The 26,424-nt window shown below is 43.6% G+C and carries 25 protein-coding genes; 12 read left to right on the top strand and 13 right to left on the bottom strand.

Annotated elements, in window-relative coordinates; genetic code table 11:
* Positions 1-157: 157 nt before the first annotated feature.
* Positions 158-613: an META domain-containing protein gene (locus tag HOP38_RS06185; RefSeq protein WP_198557671.1), complete on the top strand. Its 456-nt coding sequence runs from the start codon at positions 158-160 to the stop codon at positions 611-613.
* A gap of 59 nt (positions 614-672) precedes the next feature.
* Here the strand turns inward: HOP38_RS06185 and HOP38_RS06180 are convergent, their stop codons facing one another.
* From HOP38_RS06180 to HOP38_RS06170, 3 genes are all read right to left on the bottom strand, one after another.
* A complete protein-coding gene (locus tag HOP38_RS06180) occupies positions 673-1,605 on the bottom strand; it encodes a class I SAM-dependent methyltransferase (RefSeq protein WP_038222543.1) in 933 nt (310 codons plus the stop codon).
* A gap of 26 nt (positions 1,606-1,631) precedes the next feature.
* Positions 1,632-2,318, bottom strand: a complete 687-nt coding sequence (locus HOP38_RS06175) for a TIGR01621 family pseudouridine synthase (RefSeq protein WP_006072220.1) — start codon at positions 2,316-2,318, stop codon at positions 1,632-1,634.
* 92 nt (positions 2,319-2,410) lie between these two features.
* Complete coding sequence (locus HOP38_RS06170) at positions 2,411-3,754, bottom strand: sodium-dependent transporter (protein WP_198557670.1); 1,344 nt, start codon at positions 3,752-3,754, stop codon at positions 2,411-2,413.
* Positions 3,755-4,263: 509 nt separating this feature from the next.
* On the opposite strand from HOP38_RS06170, the gene cls reads away from it, so the two are divergent.
* From cls to HOP38_RS06155, 3 genes are all read left to right on the top strand, one after another.
* Positions 4,264-5,721: a cardiolipin synthase gene (cls, locus tag HOP38_RS06165; protein WP_038228207.1), complete on the top strand. Its 1,458-nt coding sequence runs from the start codon at positions 4,264-4,266 to the stop codon at positions 5,719-5,721.
* A gap of 142 nt (positions 5,722-5,863) precedes the next feature.
* Positions 5,864-7,069 carry a cystathionine beta-lyase gene (locus tag HOP38_RS06160; protein WP_198557669.1) on the top strand — a complete coding sequence of 402 codons (1,206 nt, stop codon included), beginning with the start codon at positions 5,864-5,866 and terminating at the stop codon, positions 7,067-7,069.
* A gap of 56 nt (positions 7,070-7,125) precedes the next feature.
* Positions 7,126-7,440, top strand: coding sequence for a DUF6693 family protein (locus tag HOP38_RS06155; RefSeq protein ID WP_006072214.1), 315 nt, complete (start codon positions 7,126-7,128; stop codon positions 7,438-7,440).
* A 69-nt stretch (positions 7,441-7,509) separates the two neighbouring features.
* Here the strand turns inward: HOP38_RS06155 and HOP38_RS06150 are convergent, their stop codons facing one another.
* Positions 7,510-8,145, bottom strand: a complete 636-nt coding sequence (locus HOP38_RS06150) for an SDR family NAD(P)-dependent oxidoreductase (protein ID WP_198557668.1) — start codon at positions 8,143-8,145, stop codon at positions 7,510-7,512.
* A gap of 150 nt (positions 8,146-8,295) precedes the next feature.
* Here HOP38_RS06150 and HOP38_RS06145 point away from each other — a divergent pair, with 150 nt between their 5' ends.
* Positions 8,296-8,910 (top strand): DsbA family protein, encoded by a 615-nt coding sequence (locus HOP38_RS06145; protein ID WP_198557667.1) that lies wholly within the window; start codon positions 8,296-8,298, stop codon positions 8,908-8,910.
* 61 nt (positions 8,911-8,971) lie between these two features.
* Here the strand turns inward: HOP38_RS06145 and gyrA are convergent, their stop codons facing one another.
* Entirely contained in the window at positions 8,972-11,614 is a 2,643-nt protein-coding gene (gene gyrA, locus HOP38_RS06140; protein ID WP_031494648.1) for a DNA topoisomerase (ATP-hydrolyzing) subunit A, read from the bottom strand.
* 312 nt (positions 11,615-11,926) lie between these two features.
* Between gyrA and ubiG the strand changes: the two genes are divergently transcribed.
* The 6 genes from ubiG (at position 11,927) to HOP38_RS06110 (ending at position 17,930) form a co-directional block, all read left to right on the top strand.
* On the top strand, positions 11,927-12,637 hold the full coding sequence (gene ubiG, locus HOP38_RS06135) for a bifunctional 2-polyprenyl-6-hydroxyphenol methylase/3-demethylubiquinol 3-O-methyltransferase UbiG (RefSeq protein ID WP_198557666.1): 711 nt from the start codon (positions 11,927-11,929) through the stop codon (positions 12,635-12,637).
* 488 nt (positions 12,638-13,125) lie between these two features.
* The gene (gene nrdA, locus HOP38_RS06130) at positions 13,126-15,417 is read left to right on the top strand and encodes a class 1a ribonucleoside-diphosphate reductase subunit alpha (RefSeq protein WP_006073933.1); all 2,292 of its coding nucleotides are present in this window, start codon (positions 13,126-13,128) and stop codon (positions 15,415-15,417) included.
* A gap of 74 nt (positions 15,418-15,491) precedes the next feature.
* Complete coding sequence (nrdB, locus tag HOP38_RS06125; protein WP_006073932.1) at positions 15,492-16,625, top strand: class Ia ribonucleoside-diphosphate reductase subunit beta; 1,134 nt, start codon at positions 15,492-15,494, stop codon at positions 16,623-16,625.
* Positions 16,625-16,900 (top strand): class I ribonucleotide reductase maintenance protein YfaE, encoded by a 276-nt coding sequence (gene yfaE, locus HOP38_RS06120; protein ID WP_006073928.1) that lies wholly within the window; start codon positions 16,625-16,627, stop codon positions 16,898-16,900. Before nrdB ends, yfaE begins: the two co-directional genes overlap by 1 nt.
* A gap of 325 nt (positions 16,901-17,225) precedes the next feature.
* A complete protein-coding gene (gene cspE / locus HOP38_RS06115; RefSeq protein WP_006073927.1) occupies positions 17,226-17,438 on the top strand; it encodes a transcription antiterminator/RNA stability regulator CspE in 213 nt (70 codons plus the stop codon).
* Positions 17,439-17,720: 282 nt separating this feature from the next.
* Positions 17,721-17,930: a hypothetical protein gene (locus HOP38_RS06110; RefSeq protein ID WP_038222859.1), complete on the top strand. Its 210-nt coding sequence runs from the start codon at positions 17,721-17,723 to the stop codon at positions 17,928-17,930.
* A gap of 193 nt (positions 17,931-18,123) precedes the next feature.
* Here the strand turns inward: HOP38_RS06110 and HOP38_RS06105 are convergent, their stop codons facing one another.
* The 4 genes from HOP38_RS06105 to HOP38_RS06090 form a co-directional block, all read right to left on the bottom strand.
* Positions 18,124-18,975, bottom strand: coding sequence for a sterol desaturase family protein (locus HOP38_RS06105; RefSeq protein WP_006073924.1), 852 nt, complete (start codon positions 18,973-18,975; stop codon positions 18,124-18,126).
* Between the two features lie 24 nt (positions 18,976-18,999).
* Positions 19,000-20,019, bottom strand: a complete 1,020-nt coding sequence (locus HOP38_RS06100; RefSeq protein ID WP_198557665.1) for a DUF2804 domain-containing protein — start codon at positions 20,017-20,019, stop codon at positions 19,000-19,002.
* A 206-nt stretch (positions 20,020-20,225) separates the two neighbouring features.
* Positions 20,226-20,465, bottom strand: coding sequence for a hypothetical protein (locus HOP38_RS06095; RefSeq protein ID WP_006073920.1), 240 nt, complete (start codon positions 20,463-20,465; stop codon positions 20,226-20,228).
* Positions 20,466-20,658: 193 nt separating this feature from the next.
* A complete protein-coding gene (locus HOP38_RS06090) occupies positions 20,659-21,900 on the bottom strand; it encodes a CinA family nicotinamide mononucleotide deamidase-related protein (RefSeq protein ID WP_124940975.1) in 1,242 nt (413 codons plus the stop codon).
* Between the two features lie 162 nt (positions 21,901-22,062).
* Here HOP38_RS06090 and HOP38_RS06085 point away from each other — a divergent pair, with 162 nt between their 5' ends.
* Entirely contained in the window at positions 22,063-22,632 is a 570-nt protein-coding gene (locus HOP38_RS06085; RefSeq protein ID WP_006073917.1) for a TetR/AcrR family transcriptional regulator, read from the top strand.
* Between the two features lie 45 nt (positions 22,633-22,677).
* Here HOP38_RS06085 and HOP38_RS06080 read toward each other — a convergent pair whose 3' ends face one another.
* From HOP38_RS06080 to HOP38_RS06065, 4 genes are all read right to left on the bottom strand, one after another.
* Positions 22,678-24,180, bottom strand: a complete 1,503-nt coding sequence (locus HOP38_RS06080) for an arylsulfatase (RefSeq protein WP_423250082.1) — start codon at positions 24,178-24,180, stop codon at positions 22,678-22,680.
* Between the two features lie 17 nt (positions 24,181-24,197).
* Positions 24,198-24,599 (bottom strand): DUF4345 domain-containing protein, encoded by a 402-nt coding sequence (locus HOP38_RS06075; protein WP_198557664.1) that lies wholly within the window; start codon positions 24,597-24,599, stop codon positions 24,198-24,200.
* Positions 24,600-24,679: 80 nt separating this feature from the next.
* Positions 24,680-25,147, bottom strand: coding sequence for a hypothetical protein (locus HOP38_RS06070; protein WP_124940973.1), 468 nt, complete (start codon positions 25,145-25,147; stop codon positions 24,680-24,682).
* Between the two features lie 4 nt (positions 25,148-25,151).
* Positions 25,152-26,393 (bottom strand): anaerobic sulfatase maturase, encoded by a 1,242-nt coding sequence (locus tag HOP38_RS06065; protein WP_198557663.1) that lies wholly within the window; start codon positions 26,391-26,393, stop codon positions 25,152-25,154.
* Between the last annotated feature and the right edge of the window lie 31 nt (positions 26,394-26,424).

Below are 26,424 nucleotides of genomic sequence, written 5' to 3'. Positions count from 1 at the left end.
ATTTATGTGGCTTTTGCGAATCCAATATCACTGTTACGCAATGGTTTACACTTATCCAATTAAAAAACCACTATACTAAACATAACCTACTCCTGACAAAAAACAGTGTTTTATTAGTTAGGCTTGTCAATAATTTCATTCAGTTGGAGCAAATTATATGAAGATTTTTTCTAAGAAGTTACTTGCCGCAGTTGCACTTCCAGTATTAATGACGGCTTGTGCCGCAAACGACACTAAAGAGGAAGCGATGAAAGCTGTAACCGCACAAGATCTTCAACACCACAATTGGAACTTGGTTCAAATTGACGGCAACGCTATTCAAGTTGATGAACAGAACCAAACACCTCGCCTAGAGTTCGGTGAAAAGATGACGGCAAACGGCAATGCTGGTTGTAACAACTTCTTCGGTCAAGGTGAGCTTAAAGATGGTCAATTCCGCATCGAAAAAATGGGGATGACTATGAAGATGTGTGCCGGCACAGCGATGGATATTGAACAAACGATGTCTAAGACGTTGTCAGATTGGAGCGATATCACCGTCACTAAAAACGGTCTTGAGCTAAAAGGCGCGGAGCACACACTTACGTTCGAATTGAAAGATTGGATGAACTAATTCCAATTACTTCCTACAGAAAACGGCACGCAACGTGCCGTTTTTTATTTTAAGTTTATTTAGCGAAAGAGTAATACCTTCAAACTGGCATCGTCATCTTTATCAGCAAACTCTGATGGATTAGCTAATCGCTCAATATAAGCAAGTGTTGGTGCTTCTTCTTTCATGCTGTCAATCAGAAAGCTTGGTGTAACACTAGGAGAGTTCACACACGCCATCACCTCACCTTGCTTATTCAACAGTTCAGGCAAACGTCGTAAGATCTTTTTGTAATCCTTAGTCAAGGCAAAACTCCCTTTTTGGAACGACGGAGGATCGATAACAATGATGTCATAGGGTCCGTGCTTTTTGATCTTCCCCCACGACTTAAAGATATCGTGCGCCATAAAGGTTACTTTAGACGTGTCATGGTCATTTAATCGGTGATTATCGCGTCCTTTATTTAACGACGCGCGCGCCATATCAACGTTAACCACATGTTCTGCCCCACCTTCAATTGCTGCAACGGAGAATCCACATGTGTAGGCAAAAAGGTTAAGGACTCGCTTTCCAGCAGCACGGTCTTTGACCCACTCCCGACCATTTCTCATATCAAGGAAAAGTCCAAAGTTTTGGTTGCGACCAATATCGAGTTGATATTTACAACCTAGCTCTGAGACAACTGGTCTTTGGTCAAGCTCACCCCATAAGACTTCTGTTGGTGCGCCATCACTGTACCGGTGCTGTAAGACAATCGACTTGCCTTGCACTTGTTGCCAAAGTTCGCTAGTTGATAAATCCTCAAGCCCTTGCGTGAGCACAGCCATAAACGTCTCATCAACGGGCTTGAACAAATTCACCAGCAACTGATTAGATGCCCAATCACAAGTTAATTGCTCCAAACCTGGCCAGCACTTTCCTCTACCGTGAAAAAGACGTCTTACCTCTGCATTGGATTGAGACAGCCCAATTGAGATTTGCTCAAAGAATACACCTAACTGGCTAGCTTGCATCGCCTCGTTTTCGCTGTTTGTCTGTTCTATTTTTTCGGCCATGCTAACTCCCACGGTTGTGACCATTTATCGATAGCGTCCTCAACTTCTGCTGAGCGCCATTTTTCCCCAAGAGAACCCTCTCGCGGGTCACACCTAAACTGAAACAACTCACCACTTAGCTCAAAGCGCAGCGCATAGGCATGTAAATAGCCACGATCAGAACTGTCACTCGTGTTATAGATAGCATCGCCTTTAATTGGAGAACCAATCGACTTCAATGCAACACGAATTTGGTGTGTTTTGCCGGACAGCGGCTTACACAAAAAGACCCGTTCACCGTTTTCTGCTGCAGCAGAAAAAAACTGTGTCACCGCTGGATTATTCTTTGAATTAACCAACTTCCAAGACGAGCGTCTTGAGCGCTCCATATCGCCAATTATCGTCCCTTGCTTTTTCTTTGGCTTTTTACTGCCTATAGCTAGGTAATACTTGTCTATGTCGCGTTGCTCAAATAAGCGTGAAAACTGTGCCGCGACTTCAGCTCGTTTGGCTAATATCAGTAATCCCGATGTCATTTTATCGAGTCGATGGACCAGATGAAGTGACGATGCGCCAATAGCAATTGCAACGTCCGACACCAACATAGTGTCGCCATCATCTTTATGAACGCTCACTCCTGGATATTTGTTGATGACAACAAAGTCCTCATTTTCATAATGAATATCGAACATACGATGCCTTATCGCTAAGGAATAATGGGCAGGGATAATACACAAAAGCTGCTCAATGAGCAGCTTCTAGTTTGCGATAATGTGTAGATTGCTTACAAGAATGGGTAAGCAAACACCATTATGATGGCGATAGGACAAACCACTTTGACGTAAACAGGCCAAATACGCCAAAACCAAGTTTTCTCGATCTCTGGGTTGCCTTGTTGAATTTCTTTAAGCAGAGCATTCCGACTCCAAACCCAACCAATAACCACAGCCCAAACCACTCCCAACAATGGCTGCATATACATGGTTGACGCTGTAGCTACCCAATCAAATAGCGTATCGAAATTCGCAGCGATGAGCACGCTGAACAAAAGAATAGCAGCACCCAGAATAATGGCTGACTTCTCTCGCTTGATTTTTAATTCTTCTTGCAAACACGATACTGGTACTTCCAACATAGCGATAGATGACGTCAAGGCAGCGATCACCATTAAAGCGAAGAAGGCGACACCAACCACCTCTCCCACTAATCCCATTGAGTCAAACAAACTTGGTAAGACCGTAAATACAAGATTTCCTGAACTGATCAGCTGACCTGTTTCACTGAAGATCTGCACACCATTTGCTTTTGCAACGAACATTGCAGGAAGAATTAGTAAACCAGCAAAAAACGCTACACCAGTATCAATTATGGCGACTTGACCCGCCGTTTTGGGAATATTGACATCTTTACTTAGATAAGAACCATAAACCATCATCGCACCAACGCCGAGCGACAGGGAGAAAAATGCTTGCCCCATAGCGTTAACGACCAATCCCCCATTTACATGCTCCCAGTTAGGAACGAGGTACATTCTTAACCCATCGAGAGCACCGTCTTGAGTGAAAATGTAGATAATGAGAACCAAAAACAGTGCAAACAAAACTGGCATCAATCGTGATGACCATTTTTCGATACCATCTGCGACACCACGGCGTACCACAAACACTGTCATCAACATAAATATGACGGTCAAGAGGACGTTGCGTCCTGTTCCAAAGGTGATTAACCATTCAGAAAACTGCTGTAAGCCAATTAACTTCATAATTGGAGAGATTCCAAAGCCAATTAACCAGCCAGCTAAGATGGCGTAAAAGCTCAAGATCATTGATGCAGTTAGCATAGCAGTGGTACCAAAAAACACCGCTAATAAACGATTATTTGTCCAAATCTTTCGTAGTGATCCGATGGGGTTAGATTGCCCATATCGACCAATTGTAAGCTCAGCGACAAGCATTGGGAAAGCAAGTAGAGCCATCATCAAAAGATAGATAAGGAGGAATGCGGCCCCGCCATTACTGGCTGTTTGTGTCGGGAACCCCCAAACATTACCTAAACCCACTGCTGAACCAGCAGCAGCCATAATAAAACCAAAGCGAGAAGAGAATTGGCCTCTATCGGAACTTGCCATCAGTATGTACCATATGTGTCTATTAACTAGACGAGTTTGCGGCTGTCCATGAGATGATTTTGGCGCACAAAAAAGCTGCCTTTGATTGGCAGCCTATCCCTGTGCTCACGATCTTTTGCTTTTAAACATATGAAGTGTAATCTTTAGTTTACACTTCATATGGAATTTATATCCAAGAGCGATATAGCAAGTAAAACAGCTTATCTTTAAAATTGGAAGCGCCAAACTTCCAACTGGCCATTTTCCATTCGCTTTGCCGATAGTTTGCGGTTTATTCCATCAACTGTAAACCCCTCAACTAAGCAACTCTCCTATTCTCTTACGACTTGGTATGCCGTGCTTCGATATTAATAACATCGTCATCAAAACAACGCCGATTTGTATAGAAATTACCTATTTCATTAATTTTTATGGCTTGTGTAACAGGTTGTATTTGACAGGCAACTAACTATTCCAAATACTTGATTCTGAGCTTATTATTTGCGAAAGCGTCTTTCTATCGAGGCATAATGGACAAGGTATACCACTTTCTTACTCTCGCAGGCATCGGACTTTATTGGGTTCTAGTGGCTGGTGTCACTTTGCGCGTTGTACTAAAACGCCGCGCCGTCAGCGTTTCTCTCGCTTGGTTAATGGTGATATACATCATCCCAGTCGTTGGGGTCTTATGTTACTTCATGTTTGGTGAGCTTAACCTAGGTAGAAAGCGAGCAGATCGAGCTAGGGAAATGTTCCATCCATTTGGTGACTGGTTTTATCAACTGAATGACTGCAACGCACATGTTACCGATGGGTTAGGCACTCATATTTCGAAAATCGACCATCTGTGTAACAACAGAATGGGCATTCCAGCTCTATGTGGTAATCAACTTCAGCTACAAACTACACCACAAGAGATCCTGTTATCAGTGATCAAAGATATTGAGCAAGCCAAAGAGAGCATTCGTATGGTGTTCTACATTTGGTATCCAGGTGGATTAGCGGATTCGGTTGCATCAGCGCTCATACAAGCCGCCAAACGCGGTGTAGACGTTAAAGTCCTTCTTGACTCCGCCGGTAGCCCCACGTTCTTCAAAAAGAGTCATTGGGCACAAATGATGCGTGATGCGGGTATTGAACTGGTCGAAGGGCTAGAAGTGTCTCCTTGGCGTATTTTCCTACGTCGCTTAGATCTCCGTCAGCACAGAAAAATCATCGTTATAGACGATGAAGTCGCTTACACCGGCTCAATGAACATGGTCGACCCCGCTTACTTCAAGCAAAACTCCGGCGTGGGCCAATGGATTGATATTATGGTCCGTATCGAAGGTCCTACAGTCAATGTGCTGTCTGCAATACATTGTTGGGACTGGGAAGTAGAAACAGGCGATCGACAGCTACCAGCTCAACCCGAATGCGCTATAGAGATCCCTAAAGACTCTAAACCAGTTCAGGTCGTACCGTCTGGGCCAGGTATGCCAGACCAGTTAATTGGGCAAGTCCTCACCCTCGCAATGCATCAGGCAGAAGAGTCGGTAAGAATCACCACACCTTATTTTGTACCTAGTGCTGATTTGTTGGAAACGATCAAAACAACCGCACAACGAGGGGTCAACGTTGAGCTCATTATCCCGAAGAATAACGACTCGATTATGGTGAAATGGGCATCACGCGCATTTTACACTGACTTACTTTCCGCTGGTGTCAAAATCTACGAGTTTGATGGCGGTTTACTGCATACTAAGTCGGTTGTTATCGACGAGCTCTTTTGCTTAGTGGGAACCGTCAATATGGACATGCGCAGCTTGTGGCTTAACTTTGAAGTGACCCTTGCTGTGGAAGATCCAAGCTTCACCAAAGAGATGCACCAGCTACAATCGAGCTATATTCAGCGCTCGGAGTTAGTCGACTACAGCGTGTGGAAGCAAAGAAGTATTTATCATAGATTTTTTGAAAGACTATTTTATCTCTTCAACCCACTGCTCTGACCTTAGATTTCACTCCTACCCGACAACGTTTTATGAAGGCTAAAGACTTGAAACTCTTTAGCCTTCGTGTTTTATTGCGTCTATCCTCTTTTAAAAACTCGCCTTCCTACACGAAAGTTCAAGGCTAAGACAGGGAATCTAAATGTCAGAAAGCAAGACCACCAAATTTGTAACTGCTGGCCGCAGTAAGAAATGGACTAACGGCGTAGTTAACCCGCCTGTACAACGAGCTTCTACCGTTGTCTTTGACACCGTGGCGGAAAAAAAGCACGCCACCATCAACCGAGCCAACAAGACACTGTTCTACGGACGCAGAGGCACTAACACACACTTTGCCTTTCAAGATGCTATGACTGAAATTGAAGGTGGTGTTGGATGCGCGCTCTACCCATGTGGCACGGCCGCTATCTCTAACGCCATTTTGTCGTTTGTTGAGACTGGTGATCATATCCTGATGGTGGATACTTGCTACGAACCAACGCGCGATTTTTGTGATTCAATCATGAAGAAAATGGGGGTAGAAACGACCTACTATGATCCGATGATTGGTGAAGGCATTCGTGAACTGATTCAGCCCAATACCAAAATTCTATTTTTGGAATCACCTGGCTCTATCACAATGGAAGTTCAAGATGTTCCTTTGATGGCTAAGATCGCACACGAAACCGATATTATCGTCATGCTTGATAATACTTGGGGCGCTGGTGTGAATTTCTCACCTTTTGAACACGGGGTCGATGTTTCTATTCAAGCAGCTACTAAATACATCGTTGGTCACTCCGACGTTATGCTGGGTACGGCAGTGACTCACGAAAAGTACTGGGATCAATTGCGTGAACAAAGCTATCTGATGGGACAATGTGTTTCTCCAGATGATGCCTACTTAGGACTTCGTGGCATTCGCACGCTTGATGTGCGGCTGCGCCAACATGCAGAGAACAGTTTGCAAGTTGCGAAGTGGTTAGCAACGCGTGCCGAAGTCGACCATGTGCGTCACCCTGCCCTAGATACATGCCCTGGCAGTGAATATTTCCACCGAGATTTCACCGGCGGCAATGGGCTATTTAGCTTTATCCTTCAGACCAGTAATACCAAAGCAACAACGGCATTTTTGGATGGTATGAAGCACTTTAGTATGGGTTATTCTTGGGGTGGATTCGAAAGCTTAGTGTTGGCAAATGAACCAAGTAGCTTCAATTCATTACGAACGGTAGCCAACCCTAATTTTGAAGGGACGCTAATTAGACTTCACATTGGGCTGGAAAGCATTGATGATCTGATTAACGATCTCAAGCAGGGCTTTGAGCGCTATAATTCCGTTATACAAGAACAAACTCTCACCCAATAAACCTCAAATGGCTTTCAGTGTTGAAAGCCATATTTAATTTACGATAAGGTACTCTTATGAGATTACGAGCAGATGTCGCTATCTTTGACATTCTAGGCCACTTGCTCATCTGGTTAATTCTCAGCATTGTCACGTTTGGCATCGCGCTGTTTTTCTTCCCTTATTCATTTTCCAAGTTCATCATTAATCGCACTTACGTCATTGATGAATCCGGCAGAGAGCGAAGAATGGACTGTGATATCGATCTATTTAGCGACTTAGGTCATGTATTGCTCTGGTTTGTTATTTCAATACTGACATTAGGGATCGGCTATGTATTTTACTTTTATCGTGTTTGGAATTACGCACTCAATCACACCCGAGTAGAGTAGCATTACAGATAATCAATGAAGCTCATCGACATGTTGATGAGCCTCGTGTATTTCTGTAGAAAATTTCCTTTAGTTATAATTCACCGTCGGATCAACACACTGGTATATCTGACCAATTGACGCCTCGTTCAACAAAATTTGATGTGCAAGGCGAGCGACTTCACTTCGAGTGATTGCACCATGTACTTCAACTCCTTGCGATAACTCCCCACAATTTGTCACCTCCCCGTCTTTCAATCCACCGGGTCTCAATACTGTGTATTCCAGTTGACTGCTGGCTAACCAAGCTTCAGCTAAGGACTTCTCCCTTACCGCTGCCCCAAAGCCTACCTTCGCTCGCTCCGAAAGAAACTTCCATGAATCTCCACATCCTAATGAAGTAACCAACAGGAAGCGTTCAATACCTTTTGTCTCCAGTGCGTCTATCAAGTGACGGTGTCCGAGATAATCGACAGGTACTTCGGCTCTAAAGCTGCCCATGGTTGACAACACTACGGTGTCTTTCGGAAGACATTCCACCGCTGCCTCGACATCCGGCTGTTTAGTTGCATCACAAGCAATTAATTGAACGCACAAGCTGGCCAGTTCGTCGGTCTTTTTCGGGTCTCTTGCAACGCCAATAACTTCCACTCCTTGACTTGCAAAATAGCGAACAGCAGCCAAGCCAAGGCCACTGCTTGCACCAAAAATAGTAATACTCTTCATTTCAACACCTCACATTGATAATGAGAATAATTTACACTATCAAAAATACCAGTCTAGGTGTTAAATCAAACAAGTGTGGGTTATAAGACAATTTTTCATGATAAGGTGAACAATTACACTCTTCGTTTAGCGAGAGACAAGGATGATCTTATGAGTAAAGCTGCGAAACTGTATTATGTTTATGACCCGATGTGCTCATGGTGCTGGGGTTATGCACCTACTTGGAATTTGATTAAGACACAGCTGGATGACCAACTAGACATTCAATACGTACTCGGAGGCTTAGCCCCCGACTCCAACGTACCAATGCCATCAGAAATGCAAACTCAAATCGCCTCTTATTGGCGCAAAATCGAAAGTTATTTAGGCACTGAGTTTAATCATGATTTTTGGACCTTAAATACGCCTAAACGCTCCACTTACCCAGCCTGCCGCGCGGTGCTGGCTGCACGTAAGCAGCAGTCCGAACAAGACATGTATCGTGCTATACAGCAGGCGTATTATCTTGAAGCAAAGAATCCGAGTGAGTCAGAAGTACTTTTCGACTTAGCTATACAGGTTGGACTAGATATTGAAGCATTTAGACATGACTTTCTTTCAGCTGAGATAAGTCAGCAGCTTTCGGAAGAGATAAGATTTGCTCGTAGCATTGGCGGTAACAGCTTTCCTTCTTTATTTTTAGCCCATGATGACATCCTTGTTGAGCTACCCATTGATTATAAAAATCCCAACACAACAATCGATTTAGTCAAACAGCAACTCTGAACGTTCTAGAGACGAAAAAAAACCTGTCTCATTGAGACAGGTTTTTCACTACAAATGTTGATTACTCTTCAGTAGCAGAATCGTCAGCCGCTGAGTCGTCAGCAGCTAAATCTCCAGATTCTGGCGCTTGAGTCTCTGCATTTGCTTCAACTTCTTCGCCCTCTGGCAACTCTAACTCTTCGACTTCATCAATACGCTGCAAACCAACGACTGACTCGTCAGACGCGGTGCGGATAAGCGTAACACCTTGAGTATTACGACCAACTTGACTCACTTCAGCAACGCGAGTACGAACTAGCGTTCCTGCGTCAGTGATCATCATCATTTCGTCGCCTTCTTCAACTTGAATCGCGCCAACGACTGGACCGTTTCGCTCAGAAACTTTGATAGATACAACACCTTGTGTTGCACGACCTTTCGTTGGGTATTCTTCAAGTTCAGTACGCTTGCCGTAACCATTTTGTGTCACGGTTAGAATGTCACCTTGGTTAGAAGGAACAATCAACGACACCACTTGGTCTTCATCTGCCAGTTTCATACCACGGACACCTGCCGCAGTACGACCCATAGCACGTACTTTGTCTTCGCTGAATCGAACTACTTTACCTTGCTTCGAGAACAGCATGATGTCACTTTGACCATCGGTAATATCAACGCCGATTAGCGAATCATCATCACGTAGGTTTACAGCAATTAGGCCGTTTGCACGAACGTTAGAGAATTGGTCTAGAGAAGTCTTCTTAACGGTACCGTCACCAGTCGCCATAAAGATAAATTTCTCTGGGCTAAATTCACTTACAGGAAGAATCGCCGTAATACGCTCACCTTCTTCTAGTGGAAGAATGTTAACGATAGGCTTACCACGAGCAGTACGACTTGCGAGTGGCAATTGATACACTTTCAGACGGTAAGTCTTACCGCGCGTAGAGAAGCACAAGATATTGTCGTGAGTATTTGCAACAAGCAGACGCTCGATGTAATCCTCTTCCTTCATCTTAGTCGCACTCTTACCTTTACCACCACGACGCTGTGCTTCGTAGTCGCTTAGGATTTGATACTTCACATAACCTTCGTGAGACAAAGTGACCACTACATCTTCACGAGCGATTAGCTCTTCCATATCAATGTCGTGAACCGCCGCTGTGATTTCACTACGACGCTCATCACCGTATGTTGCTTGAACTAGTTCAAGTTCTTCGGTGATCACTTCCATCAAGCGCTCTGTGCTTGCAAGAATGTGCATCAGTTCTGCAATTTCTTCTAGAAGTGCTTTGTACTCATCAAGAATCTTCTCGTGCTCTAGACCAGTTAAACGGTGTAGGCGAAGTTCGAGAATCGCTTGAGCTTGTTGCTCCGTTAGGTAGTACAGACCGTCACGAATACCGTATTGGTCTTCTAGCCAATCTGGACGAGCTGCATCGGTACCAGCACGCTCTAGCATAGAAGCTACGCTACCTAGCTCCCAACCGCGAGAAACCAGGCCTACTTTTGCTTCAGCTGGTGTTGGTGCGTTCTTGATAAGTTCAATAACTTCATCAATGTTCGCAAGTGCTAGAGATAGCGCTTCTAGAATGTGAGCACGGTCTCTTGCTTTACGAAGTTCGAAGATAGTACGACGAGTTACAACCTCACGGCGGTGATCAACGAAGCACTTCAGCATGTCCTTAAGATTGAACAGCTGTGGCTGGCCATTGTTTAGGGCAACCATGTTGATGCCGAATGTCGTTTGCAGCTGAGTCTGTGAGTACAGGTTGTTTAGAACCACTTCACCTACTGCATCACGCTTACATTCGATCACAATGCGCATACCATCTTTATCAGACTCATCACGTAGTGCGCTAATGCCTTCTACTTTCTTATCTTTAACTAGCTCTGCAATCTTTTCGATTAAGCGAGCTTTGTTCACCTGATAAGGGATCTCGGTAACAATGATGGTTTCTTTACCATTCTTGTCTTCTTCGATCTCTGCTTTAGAACGCATGTAGACCTTACCACGACCCGTCTTGTAAGCATCGATGATGCCTTTACGACCACTGATCAGTGCCGCTGTCGGGAAATCTGGGCCCGGGATGTAATCCATGAGCTCGTCAATCGTGATGTCTTCATTCTTGATGTATGCCAAACAGCCATCAATAACTTCGTTTAAGTTATGTGGTGGAATGTTTGTCGCCATACCTACAGCGATACCTGACGCACCATTAACCAAAAGGTTTGGAATTTTTGTCGGTAGTACGGCTGGAATTTGTTCCGTTCCATCATAGTTAGGAACGTAGTCAACCGTCTCTTTGTCTAGATCCGCTAGCAACTCATGAGCGATTTTCGCCATGCGGACTTCGGTATAACGCATTGCCGCCGCAGAGTCGCCGTCAATCGAGCCGAAGTTACCTTGACCATCGACCAACATGTAGCGAAGTGAGAAAGGCTGCGCCATACGAACGATGGTGTCGTATACCGCACTATCACCGTGTGGGTGATACTTACCGATTACATCGCCGACCACACGGGCAGACTTTTTATATGGTTTATTCCAATCATTACCTAGAACATTCATCGCGAACAAAACGCGGCGGTGAACAGGTTTTAGACCATCACGCACATCTGGAAGAGCACGACCCACGATAACTGACATCGCGTAGTCGAGATAAGAGCCTCTCAGCTCATCTTCAATGTTTACGGGCGTGATCTCTTTAGCTAGATCGCTCATAGAGCCAATATCCCTCTATATTTTGATCGTATACTCGATACGTATAAGGTGACAAAATATAACACATTAATACCGTGTTCGGCATCACTTTCCCTTCGCTTTTATCATGTTGTGACCTTGGTTGCGATTCAAACGTCCACAATTTGCACATTTCCAATCTATGACTCTGAAAATCGGCGAAAAAACCGTCAATTAATCAGATAAATAGTGTGCTGGATAAAGAATTCTGAGGATTCTGCCTACGAGAAGATATTTCCCAATCCAATTTGCGGTATACTGCGTCGCAACCTTGGAACAAAACTCTTGGCATATATGGATAAGCAACAAAACGTAGACCTCAACGAAATTAAGAAATTTGAAGAGATGGCAAGTCGCTGGTGGGATCTTGAAGGTGAGTTCAAACCACTACATCAAATCAACCCTCTCAGACTCAATTATGTTTTAGAAAAGGCCAATTGCTTGTTTGGTAAAACCGTTCTTGATGTAGGTTGTGGCGGCGGTATCCTTGCAGAAAGTATGGCGAAACAAGGTGCTGAAGTTACAGGGTTAGACATGGGTAAAGAGCCGCTTGAAGTCGCCAGGCTGCATGCATTAGAAACAGGCACCAAACTGACCTATGTGCAAAGTACAGTAGAACAGCACGCCGCTGAAAACGCAGGCAAATATGATGTCGTAACGTGTATGGAAATGCTAGAACACGTGCCAGATCCTGCATCAGTCATCGCATCATGTTCAAAACTGGTTAAGCCTGGTGGCCAAGTGTTCTTCTCCACCCTTAACCGCAACTTGCAGTCTTACTTATTTGCTATCGTTGGTGCAGAGAAGCTGCTTAAAATAGTTCCAGATGGCACACACTCACATGACAAATTCATCAAGCCTTCAGAACTTATCAAGATGATCGATAAAACTGACCTTACGGAGAAAGGGATTACAGGACTTCTCTATAATCCACTAACCGATAGCTATAAACTGGGTAATCGTGTCGATGTGAACTACATCGTGTTCACCGAAAAGTCGCTTTAAGTTCCTCTATATCTAGTGCCAATTTCCTTCGGTTAATTGGCACTCAGCTTCGTTAATTTTCACACACAAATCATTTACAAAAACAAGACACTTTCGCTGATTTTGTGTGCCGATATCGCAGTTTTATTGAGCTAAAGAATAACAACCAAAATTTGGCAAAGATCAAGGAATTTTTTTTCGTCTTTGTTTAAAACAAAACCAATCTGCTAGCACGCAAATTTCACTACTAAGTCAGGTCTATCTTCAGTGGTAAGTATCTACTAACTGAAATTTTTCTTTCCCCTAGTTATCCACAAGACATTCAATTTCTCAAACTTGAAAATCTCCCGCTATAGCACTATCTTGTAACTCGTAGTTAAGATGACCCCTATATCTTGTGTTGGAAGCCGAAACGTATAGGGTGACATTGATCACGAAGCTATCGCTAAGACTCAACAAAATTTCATAAAAGCGAAGCTTCATATTGTTTTGTTAGGGAACACCTCAGAATGAACCAACAACTTACCGTTACTAAGCGTAATGGCCGCAAAGAAAGTATCGATCTCGAAAAAATCCATCGCGTCATCGCATGGGCTGCAGAAGGGCTTAACAACGTTTCTGTATCTCAGGTAGAACTCAAGGCTCACATCCAGTTTTATGATGGTATTACTACGTCAGATATCCACGAAACTATTATCAAGTCTGCTGCAGATTTGATTTCAGAAGATGCACCAGACTATCAATATCTAGCTGCGCGTTTAGCTATCTTCCACCTTCGTAAAAAAGCTTATGGCCAATATGAGCCACCAGCGCTATTTGACCATGTTTCTAAAATGGTAGAGATGGGCAAGTACGATGCACATCTATTGGAAGATTACACTAAGTCTGAATTAGATGAGTTGGATAGCTATATCGACCACACTCGAGATCACGACTTCTCATATGCTGCCGTAAAACAGCTTGAAGGTAAGTACTTCGTTCAAAACCGTGTTTCTGGTCAGATTTACGAAAGTGCACAGTTCCTCTACATCCTGGTAGCGGCTTGCCTATTCGCTAAGTATCCAAAAGCGACTCGTCTTGACTATATCAAGCGCTTTTATGATGCAACATCAACATTCAAGATTTCTCTACCAACACCTATTATGTCAGGTGTTCGTACTCCTACGCGCCAATTTAGCTCGTGCGTACTGATTGAATGTGGCGATAGCCTAGATTCTATTAACGCAACAGCAAGCTCAATTGTTCGTTACGTTTCGCAACGTGCTGGTATCGGCATCAATGCCGGTCGTATTCGCGCGCTGGGTTCTGAAATCCGTGGAGGCGAAGCATTCCATACTGGTTGTATCCCATTCTACAAGTACTTCCAAACAGCGGTTAAATGCTGCTCGCAAGGTGGTGTTCGTGGTGGCGCAGCAACTGTGTTCTACCCTATGTGGCATGGCGAAGTACAATCACTACTTGTTCTTAAGAACAACCGTGGTGTAGAAGAAAACCGTGTACGTCACATGGATTACGGCGTTCAGCTGAACAAACTCATGTATGCTCGACTAGTTCAAGGTGGCAACATCACTCTATTCTCGCCTTCAGACGTACCAGGTCTATATGACGCGTTCTTTGAAGATCAAGATGAGTTTGAGCGTCTATACGTTAAGTACGAAAACGATCCATCAATTAAGAAAGAAACCGTTAAAGCGGTAGAGCTATTCTCTCTACTGATGCAAGAGCGTGCTTCTACAGGTCGTATCTACATTCAAAACGTAGACCATTGTAATACGCACAGCCCATTCGATTCGAAAGTTGCGCCAGTTCGCCAATCTAACCTATGTTTAGAAATCGCACTGCCAACTAAGCCATTGTCAAACGTAGAAGACGACTCAGGTGAAATCGCGCTATGTACACTTTCGGCATTTAACCTTGGTGCAATCAACGAGCTCGATGACCTAAAAGATCTATCGGACCTAGTGGTTCGTGCTCTTGATGCTCTACTTGATTATCAAGACTATCCATTACCAGCGGCTTATAAGTCTACGATGAATCGTCGTACGCTGGGTGTCGGTGTCATTAACTATGCTTACTACCTTGCGAAAAATGGTGTTAAGTACTCTGACGGTTCTGCAAATAACCTTACTCACCGTACATTTGAAGCGATTCAATACCACTTGCTAAAAGCGTCTGTCGAACTGGCGAAAGAGCAAGGTCGTTGCCCATCGTTCCATGAGACAAACTATGCGAAAGGTCTATTACCTATCGACACTTACAAGAATGATGTCGATTTAGTATGTGACGAGCCACTGCACTATGATTGGGATGCACTACGTTCTGAAATCATGGAATTTGGTCTACGTAACTCAACACTGACGGCGCTAATGCCATCTGAGACTTCCTCTCAGATTTCTAACGCGACTAATGGTATTGAACCACCTCGTGGCTACGTTTCAGTGAAAGCATCAAAAGACGGTATCCTGAAACAGGTTGTTCCAGACTTCGCTAATCTAAAAGAGAACTACGAACTACTTTGGAACATCGGCAACAACGACGGTTACTTGCATCTAGTAGGTATCATGCAGAAATTCGTTGACCAAGCGATCTCTGCAAATACTAACTATGACCCTAGCGTTTACGAAAGCGGCAAAGTGCCGATGAAGAAATTGCTTCAAGACCTGCTTACTGCGTATAAATATGGCGTGAAGACACTTTACTACCATAACACTCGCGACGGTGCGAAAGACGACCAAAGCGACAAATCTGTAGTAGTAGTTGAGCAAGATGACGATTGCGCAGGCGGCGGCTGTAAGATTTAATATCTCGCAGTAAACAAGTTAAGATTTTCTCGCCCTTCCCTTAAACGGAGGGGCTTAAAAAGGATTGCAGCACAATGGCTTACAGTACTTTTACCCAAACAAAGAATAACGCATTAAAAGAACCAATGTTCCTAGGTCAACCAGTGAACGTTGCGCGTTATGACCAACAAAAATTTGAGATTTTTGAAAAGCTGATTGAGAAACAGCTTTCCTTCTTTTGGCGTCCAGAAGAAGTAGATGTATCAAGCGATCGAATTGACTACAACAAATTGCCAGAGCATGAAAAACACATTTTCATCAGTAACCTGAAGTACCAAACGCTTCTAGACTCGATTCAAGGTCGTAGCCCGAACGTTGCTCTGCTACCGCTCGTGTCACTTCCAGAGCTAGAAACATGGATCGAGACATGGTCATTCTCTGAGACTATCCACTCTCGTTCTTACACGCACATCATCCGTAACATAGTGAACGATCCAGGTGTGGTTTTTGACGATATCGTTGAAAACGAACACATCCTAAAGCGTGCGAAGGACATCGCACACTACTACGATGATCTGATTCAAGCGACAAACGACTACCACCGCTTCGGTGAAGGTACGCACAACATCAAAGGCGAAGAAGTTAAAGTTAACTTGTACGACCTGAAGAAGAAGCTGTACCTATGTCTGATGTCAGTAAACGCACTAGAAGCGATTCGTTTCTACGTGAGTTTCGCTTGTTCGTTTGCGTTCGCAGAGCGTGAACTGATGGAAGGTAACGCGAAAATCATCAAGCTGATTGCTCGTGATGAAGCGCTGCACTTAACCGGTACTCAGCACATGATTAACCTGCTTCGTAACGGGCAAGACGATTTCTCATTCATGCAAATCGCTGAAGAATGTAAGCAAGACTGTTTCGACCTATTCAAAGAAGCGGCAGAGCAAGAAAAAGAGTGGGCAGAATACCTATTCAAAGACGGCTCTATGATCGGTCTTAACAAAGATATCCTGTGCCAATACGTTGAATATATCTCGAACGTTCGTATGCAGGCAGTTGGTCTTGATGCAGCTTATCCAGAAGCTACATCGAATCCAATTCCTTGGATTAACGCTTGGTTATCATCTGATAATGTACAGGTTGCACCACAAGAAGCAGAGATCAGTTCTTACCTTGTCGGTCAAATCGACAATGAAGTAAACGCAGACGACTTCGAGGGCTTCGAACTTTAATGCCAACCATTAAGATAAACTCTATCACCACTATAGAGTCTAACCCTTCAAACACAGTCTTAGAGACTATGGAGCAAGCAGGGTTAGAACCTGAATACAACTGTCGAGACGGGCACTGTGGCGCTTGCCGCTGTACACTGGTTTCGGGAGAAGTGGAATATGTAGGGTTTGCAATGGCATATACACAAGGTAATGAAATCCTGCCTTGTATTTGTCGAGCGAAAACTGATATCGAGCTCGACAATATTGCGCATCAAGTTAAGAAGCGAGCATAGCTCAAGTCATTCCCAAAACGGCTCTCCAGAGCCGTTTTTTATTGCTGCGGGTTTGAGCAGGTGTAGTCAGCGAGTGTGCAATTCCCTTCACTAAATCGTACAACATTAAAAATAACCCTTTACAAGGTGTTTTATAAGCCCCATACTGGCGCCGCTCTGTTGTTCAGAGTTATTAAATGAAATATCCAGTTGTAAAAGTAAAACTCTCAGAATCTCTTCGTTATTGTCGTCATCCTCAGTGTTTCCCTAAGCTTCATCGATACATTAAATAATTCCAGCCCATCAGCGCATCGCAACAATTTTAAATTTATATAAGGGACACATCATGTCTAACAAAGTAAACGGCACAGTAAAATGGTTTAACGAAGAGAAAGGCTTCGGCTTCCTAGCTCAAGAAAATGGTGGTGCTGACGTATTCGTTCATTTCCGTGCTATCGCATCTGAAGGTTTCAAAACTCTAGCAGAAGGCCAAAAAGTGTCTTTTGAAGTAGAGCAAGGCCAGAAAGGCCTTCAAGCTGCAAACGTTGTAGCTCTATAAGATTTTATTGATGAAAGCGGCATCATTAACCGCTTTCATCTTATCTTTTCACTTTGGATTTTAGAAAAAACTAGCAATAACCTCTCCTCTCAACGTTCTCGCTATACATTTCTCTATCAAGCAACACGCTCAAACATCCATCACTCTCTGATGGTATTAAATCTACAATTAGCATCATTATATTTAGGTAAATTATGTCTCGATCTATCGGCAGAAAACGCTTTTGGTTTTACCAAAACCGTGAATCCACTAAAAACACACAAAAATCCAAATAGGAGAAATATGAAAGTAACGTTTAAATCAATCAAAGATAATGTAACTTGGGTCTCTGAACCGCACCAACTAAACAGCGATATTTTGCTTAGACACTTTCTCACCAGAGCAAAAACCAAAGACCTAAATTTGGCGTTTAGTTACTGTGAATCTACTCATACTGGCACCATTACCAACGTCCATGACGAGCTAATCGGAAAGTTCTCACTACAGGCTTGATAATCAGTACCTTCACTACTAAGGCCAGTATCCATTGACCATCACTATAACTAATCATAAACACTATCCATCAACGTGCTTACCGCCTTCAGCACCTTGATAATATTGCGACTTTTATAGTGACTCTCTCGCCTTACTCTCTCTCGTCACAACACTCAACCTTTATCACAGCAGTAATTTGATCAATCTTAGGTTAATGCGTATCCGTTGGCGGAGATAAAATCATTTTGATTTTCGCTCTTAACGTCAGATCTTTGCGTGATAAGTCATTTAGCATATCTTTCCATTCGGCAAAAGTAACCGTGATTGGATTGAAGCTATTAACTGGCTTGCTGATTCCATAACGAACTTCTTCTACTTCGGGCTCAAAAGTCCCAAACATTCGATCCCAGATAATCAGAATTCCCGCGTAGTTTTTGTCTATGTATTGCGCGTTGACACCATGATGAACCCGATGGTGCGATGGGGTATTAATCACCCATTCAAGGGGCCCCAAGCGACGTATCCATTGTGTATGAACAAAGAACTGTAGACCTAGATTCAGCAGCACTACAAATACCACCCATTTAGGGTCGAAACCTATAATGACCAGTGGCATCCAAAACAGCCACATTCCCGCTAGCGGGTACATTAAGCTCTGTCTAAATGCGGTACTGAAGTTCATATTCTCGGAACTATGGTGGACAACGTGAGCAGCCCACATCCAGCGAATGCGATGACTCGCTCGATGGAACCAATAGTAGAAAAAGTCTTGTAATACCATTAACGCCAAAAACATGCTTAATGACATCTTAATATCAAAAAGTTTCCAGCCAAACACTAGCAGGTATAGTTTGGCGATAAACAGCCCCGCAACGAGATCGGTAAGTTGATGAAGCCCAGCCAACGAGAAGTTACATGCCAATTCCTTTAGAGAGTACTGGGCTGAGCTTGGCAGGCGGTTTCCCCGTTGACCAAGCCAATACTCGAGCACCATCATAATGACAAATAAAGGAGCTAATACAATTAACAACCACTCCGGGTTTTGAACAAGTTTATCCATCATATTCCATTGATTCTTTGTTTGTATTTACCACTTTGCAAAGTGGTCTTCGGTTAATCCCATTACTTGCGAAAGTTGATACTCGCGACCTTCTTCATCCTTTACAACACCAGAAAAGTGGCCAATGAACTGGCGAAAATTACTTTTAAGTACCCAAAGATTGAGTTTCTCTTTACGAGCATTAAGCGGTTGAAAGGTCAATTCAACTCGCCCTTGCTCATCATAAATGCGCCAGTCAGAGTCTGGTACTTGTCGGTCAAAATCAAACATTACACCCGCTAATAGACTACGCTTACCATTAACCCAAAGTACATTTTCAGTTACCCCCGTCTCGTTAACTCCAGCCGCGAGATTAAGACCAATTGTCACACCTTGAGCTTTGCCGTTAATACTCGCCCAGCGCCAACTTGTTTCACGCCTCATAAAACCTGCTGAAAAGTCATACCCCCCTAGACAACTTACCATCGGTTGCGTTTGACCACCTACCTTGAACTCTCCCCTCACATTCAATGCATTATGCTTTTGCGTATAAGTCCATCCGTTGTAGCCTGTAGGCGATGAAACCATTAGCGGTGTACTTTCTGCGTCTCCGGCATCAAGCAATACGTCCAATTCGAACGCTTTACACTTAGCTCGAACCCGCCACTCTCCCTCTTCAATATCAAAACAAATCTGCCCTTGATTGAACTGTGCTTTCCCTTTCCAAGGCGACGCTGTGAGTGAATACCCTAATCCTACGGGACGCATCCAACTCTCTTCGACGAGTTGTTTTTTTTCAATGTCATAGAGATAGCAAAAACTGGTTCCAAGGTAACGAATATCAGCGATCGCTATGCCTAAAACGTATTTGGGAGTAAAAATACTGACAAACTGAAACTGCTTGTAATGGAAATATTTAGCGAGTGAACTGCGTTCCCTATCCATTGTGGAATAGTAGCGAAAGCTGGCAATGTCTAGTGCTTCTGGAATGGATAAAAGATGACCGTAGTTAGGTTTACCATCTACTCCCATTAGCGATTTAATTTGTTGAACAGAAGGCGTGTTCATTCTAATACTGTCTCTTCTCATAGCCTTATTTAGGCCTTATTTTTGTTGGTTCACAAAGTGTGGGTTCGCAAAGTATGAGACAAGAATCAGCAACTGTGGACAAATTAGAGCAAAAGCACAAAATGGATCACAGAATCGTACAAATAAACATCAGAAAAAGAAAAGGCTGATCAAATTGATCAGCCTAAAGTAACTTGAATTGGGTCTCAGTCGACAGTCGACAATATGGAGTCTGCTGTACCCATAGAAACATGTTTGTCTGCAATGCGACGTCCACCATCATCGTAGAGCGAGATTCTAAAACCGTCATCAGACAGGATCTCTTCCATAGGAGCCTTCAACCACATAGCCGCTATATCACCGCATTTTTTGCTGAGTGCTTCGCCAAGCATAATCTGCTCATTGGCGATCTGATAAAACACTCTTATTCTTGATTGCTGGATCATATTTACCCCTCCTACACACCACCATTTTCAGGGTGAACATTGATTTTAATCAAATAAAAAGAAAGGGCTACTCTCAAAAATGAGAATTTGAAATTCCTGTTAGAGATCAGCTTATTGTGAGCTAGATCTAATTTTCATATATACATAACAAAATAGAATATAGGCACTGTGTTGAATATTTATCTTAGTAGGATCAAGTTAACTGATCCGTTGGTAGAAATATCTCTTCGGTACGAGTAAGAAAGCCATAATCAGGGAACATTGGCTTATTATCTAGGTAACGTCTAAGCATATCTCCCGCCACCGTACTAATGACAGTTTTTACACTTTGAGAGCTGTAGCTTCGTTGCAGTTTTAGCGTCTGCCCCCATTCACCTTTGGGCGTTGAAAGCGCCACGGAGAACTCTCCACCTTCAAGCTTTCCTGTGGACAAGGCAATATCTGAACTGCAGTTGCTTTTTGTCGCTCCTGCAAGCGCTAGAGTGGCCCCCAACCTTTCACTGTCTCTATCAAGCGGCGATGCCGTTTTAGAGCCAAGTACCCATGTTGCCCCGCAATATTGCTCAATCTGTTCATTGTCTTGAAGCCAAGAGGCTAGGTAACCCTTGGTACCATGTTCAGATATAGCAATGGTTGGTTTATGTAACTCAACCAAATGACCAATTCTGTCCAGCATAGGTTGATCGACACTGACAACATTACTATGCAAGAGCTTCTCTATCATCGAGAGCACTCTTGACCCTATTTCTAAATCGTCTGAAGGACCAAACAGTTTGACTTCGATAAAAGGAAGATAAGAACGATAGCCCAACTCATATTCCGGCGGTAGATTAAGACTTGAAAGCGTGTCTGCAATACCAGATTCCGATAGGCCAAACGTATATAAACGTCGGCATACCCTACCTTGTTGATTAGGGAATTCATGTTTTAAGTCAGGCAAAATCTGCTCAAGCGTCATTTTTTTGAATTCGCTTGGGACACCTGGAGTGAAGTAAAACAAGCAATCATTGATCATCATTTTGAAACCACATGCGGTGCCAATTGGGTTATCGACCACCACCGCGCCCTCTGGCAACATTGCTTGTTTGATGTTGCTGTCAGGCATGGATTTACCGCGTTGAGCATAGAAGGCTTTAAGTGTTTCCAACCAACCTTGGTTCAACACTAAAGATTGATCCGCGGCTTCCGCTGCTACTTCAGCAGTGAGATCATCAGACGTAGGCCCCAAGCCACCATTGACGATCACCACATCCAGATTCAAACTCAGCATGATCATTTCTTGTAGCAACTCAGCTCGCTGATCACCTACTGTAGAGCGCTTCGACATGGAAAACCCATGCTCATAAAATACACGGCTGAGCCACGCGGCATTGGTATCAACAATATCGCCATACAATACCTCTTCACCAGTACTCAACATTGCAATTTTAGGCATGATCTCTCCTTGTAGGTTTTTTCATAAGGATGACATGAGTTATTGAAATAGCAATAGCGATTTTGTGGCAAATCATCCGATTAACGATGTTAACGCTGCTAGACTGTACGGTCTGTTTGTTCAGAGTTACAATAGTCGCCGATTTCAACAAATGGCGGACTTATGGCTGATTTAAAACAAACACTTCTCGACGCTGGGTTTGACCTCATTAGCGAACATGGATTCGCTGGCATTGGTATTATGAAGATCATTCAGCAAGCGAACGCAACGAAGGGCTCGTTTTACCATCATTTCAAATCGAAGGAAGATTTCGGCCGCCAGTTATTAGAAGACTATTTTGAAGACCATCTAAACACGCTCAGTCAATATCTAGAAGACAGCTCCATTGCCTTTGAACAGCGCGCGTTACATTACTTCGAGTTTTGGTCAGATTCAAAGGTGACAGAAGATTTTCGGATTAAATGTTTAGTCGTGAAATTGTCTGGTGAAATATCTGGGACATCATCAAGTATGCAAGTCGAACTGGATAACGGCGCTGAAAAAGTCATTAATCGCATGGCGGATTATTTCGCATCTGGTAACGAGCAAGGTCTGCTAGCTATAGAAAATCCATACATGGTCTCGCGAACGCTTTATGCCAAGTGGTTAGGTGCCACATTACTTTGCGCGATGCAAAAAGACCGAACGCATTTAGAGCAAGCCATGATGGAAACCAAGTTACTGATAAAATAAGGGCTGCAAGCAGCCCTTTAGTAAATTGAGTTAATGAACCACCATTTAGCGCCCTATTCCGGACGCATCCACCGCATCCGGCTCAAAAGTGACAGGAGGCCACTCTTTAAAGGTTTCTAAGTGTTGTTGTACCGCTGCCTGAGCTGGGCCAAATGCCCACATTTTCTTGCCCATCCAGTTGATGTACATACCAGACTCCTCGGCAGCACGCTCATAAGGATCCCGGCGTAGGTTGAAGAGCAGCGGTGCATTAAGCTCTTCCTTCGGTCCACTCCAGCCATGATTTTGCACCACAAAATGAGCTTTCCAATCACCAACGCGAACCGCTTGAAGTCTGTCACGTTCGTAGTAAATGATTTCTTTACGATTTGACGGTGCTAGTTCAGTGAGCATCGATATTTGATTGTAACCATCTAAATGCGCTTTAAAGCCTTCATACCCTGTCAGCATTTGTTGTTTGAGATCGCTTGGTCCACCTGCGGCTTCAACCAGCGTAGGTAACCAGTCCATACCATCAAACATCCCGTTGTGTATTTTTCCTGCTGGAATTTTACCTGGCCAGCTCACCAACAGAGGCGCACGGACACCACCTTCCCAAGTTGAGCCTTTTTCACCATGGAAAGGCGTCATTCCGCCATCAGGCCAAGTCATGATTTCTGGCCCATTATCCGCCGTAAAGATCACAATCGTGTTATCCGCTACACCCAACTCTTCTAATTTGGCAAGCATCTCACCGACATGATCATCGAGGTCTTTCATCACGACTTCTTGCAAGCCCCAACCGTTTTGTCCGAGCATAGCTTCGTACTCTGGAGACAAGTGAGTCCAAACATGGCCTCTTGAAGGGCAATACCAGGTGAAGAAAGGCTTGTCTTGTTTCACCGCATTTTCGATGAAGTTGATGGCATGTTTATTAACCTCATCATCTAAAGTACGCATGCGTTCGATGGTCAAAGGCCCGTCATCTTTGATGGTTTGTCCACCCTTGCCATCTGACTTGGAATGAATCACATTTCTTGGTGCGAATTTCTGGAACGCTTCGCCTTTTGGCCAATCAGGATCTTCAGTGTATTCCATCGCATTAAGATGGTATAACCAACCCCAATATTCATCGAAACCATTCATTGTTGGTAGCACTTCATCTCGGTCACCTAAATGGTTCTTACCAAACTGGCCAGTTGTATAACCTAAGGTTTTCAGTATTTCCGGTAGTGTCGGTGTTTCAGCATTCAGTCCTACTGGGCTACCTGGAAGACCAACAGTATGCATGCCGGTACGAACGGGGAACTGTCCGGTAATAAACGCAGAGCGTCCTGCTGTGCAAGAAGGCTGTGCATAATAGTCCGTCAGCAACATTCCTTTTTCAGCAATACTATCAATATTGGGCGTCTCACTACTCATTAACCCTCGATGGTAAGCACTTAGGTTAGAGATACCAATATCATCAGTAAAAATAACAAAAATGTTTGGTGGCTTTTCATTCGCATTCGCAAGTGAACTCAAGCCTAATAAACTCAGCACTAACCATTTCATTAATATACGGTGCATCCTGCCTCCTAATATATTCACGCGACTCGTTTGGTTCCAAAATCATCTTTTTTGAGAAGCACAATCCCTACTACTCCAAACCCTATTTCGAGGAGAAGATAAACGACTAACAGCCCATTTGGTATCCCATCGACGACCATGCTAATAGCACGACCTAAACCCAGCCCCCACATAAACACAACCAGACTTTGTAGTGCAGAACGCGCCATTTGCTGCGTCCCGAAAGCCCCCATAAGCCAATAAACCGCCAATGCAAGATAAAGCCCCATTACAGCGCGAAAGATATGACTCACATTAATCGGTGATGCATCAATATCAAACAGGAAAGGTAAGGTAATGCTAGGAACCAAGCCATACATTAAGGCAATAGGGATTAATCCAAGGACCGCCAATAACAAGAACTTTTGTGTATGCGTCATGTTGCTTCTCCTGTTTATTCTTACAGACTAGTTGCTGGTATCTATAAAGCAAATTTTCAGATTTAATAGAGTAAGTTAGCTCAAAGCCCTATCTGACTAAGTAAGCCTTGTAAATTGAGATGTGTACTAAGATTTAATGCATTGACTAGGCTATAACTCAAACCGCTCCAACACAAAATAGACAATGAAAGTAAAATAAAGGTAGTAATGTGACTTTGTCTGAGGCGCCTAGCGATTAAGGTGTAGAGTGGAATGCCAACCAGAACAGGAGCAAGTGTGGCCATAGTCTTATTACCGTACCTTTTCCATGCGGTTACGAATCGCCTCAACTTAGGCCTGTAGGGCTGAAAATTCTTTCTCGCATAAAGGTAAAAGGAATATCGTCCTATAAACCAGCCGAAATAGCCTGCGATTAATGCCGGAACCACATTAAACAGCAACATCTCTGGATAACTAAAACCAACAAAACCTGCTAATGCGGGACCAGAATAGGTTTTCCAAATACTGAGCAGCGCCATGACCAAGCCGAGTAGTAAATAACTATCCATATTCTCACCCAATAGCTTTACATGTTATTTTCGCAATTCCATTTAGCTCAAGTATATGCGTAATCACTGGATCAACATGATGAAATATTTGTTGCCAACCTTGGCATAAGTAATTAAGTCCAGGGTTACCGTACTTATCTTTTATGATTCGGTTCTTTGGACACTCACCATGACAAGCAAACCTCATCTTGCACTCCAAACATTGTTTGGGCAACGCTCTTTGTTTCGCAAAACCAAAGGTCATTTGCTGTTTTGATAAAGCGATTGCCGCCAATGGCGTCTGCTCAATATTGCCAATTTTGTGTTCAGGATGAACATAGTGATCGCAGGCATAAACATCGCCATTAGGTTCGACAGCAATGCCCTTGCCGCATATATCGCTTAGCGTACACATCGAACTCGGTTTACCCATCCAAATTCCGAAAAAGTTTTCAAAGTAAGGAATATGAACTTTGCCAAAATCCTGCTTCATCCATTCATCAAAAATGGTCGTTAAGAAGTCTCCCCATTGAGTCGGAGCGACACTCCAACTTGTTGTTTGAGCGGATATAGGGATGATTGCAGCTTCAGAACACTGAGCCCATTTTATCTCTTCATCTCGGTCAACAACTGGGATAAATTGAATTTGTGATGGTTGAATCTCATCTCTTAAGAAGCGATACACCTCTAAAGGGTAATTTCCATTGACGTTGTTGACACAAGTCAGCGTCGCAAAGTGGATACCATGACGCTTTAGATGTTCGGCGGCTTCAATCACCTTGCTAAACGTCCCCTGCCCGCAGCGGTTCTTGCGATATGTATTGTGAAGCTGTTCTGGGCCATCAATACTCAAACCTACACTAAACGCGTGTTTCGCCAAAAATTGACACCATTTGTCATTGATTAACAGCCCATTGGTCTGAATATCATTCACTATCTTCACATAGGGTTTGGCGTATTTCGTTTGAAGCTCTACTATTCGTTCAAAATAACTAAGACCTAGCAGCGTTGGCTCGCCACCATGCCAAGAGAAGACGATCTCTGGCGTGTTTTGACCTTGAATGTACTGGTGAATATAACGCTCTAGCATCTCATCACTCATCTTGTACGAGCGATTCTTGGGATACTCTAGTAGCTGTTTTTTATCCAGATAATAGCAATAGTCACAGTTAATATTACACACCGCTCCAATTGGTTTCGCCAACGCCTGAAACTTAGCATGAGGCTGACCTTGGTACTGAGGTACATTAAGATGATAGTGGGACATGGTGTGTTCCTCTTAAGAAAGTATCCAAACT

Source organism: Vibrio mediterranei (genome assembly GCF_013364395.1).
GTDB classification, from domain to species: Bacteria; Pseudomonadota; Gammaproteobacteria; order Enterobacterales; family Vibrionaceae; genus Vibrio; species Vibrio mediterranei.
The sequence above is the reverse complement of the archived record's forward strand: the minus strand, read 5'-3'. Positions and strand labels throughout refer to the sequence as shown.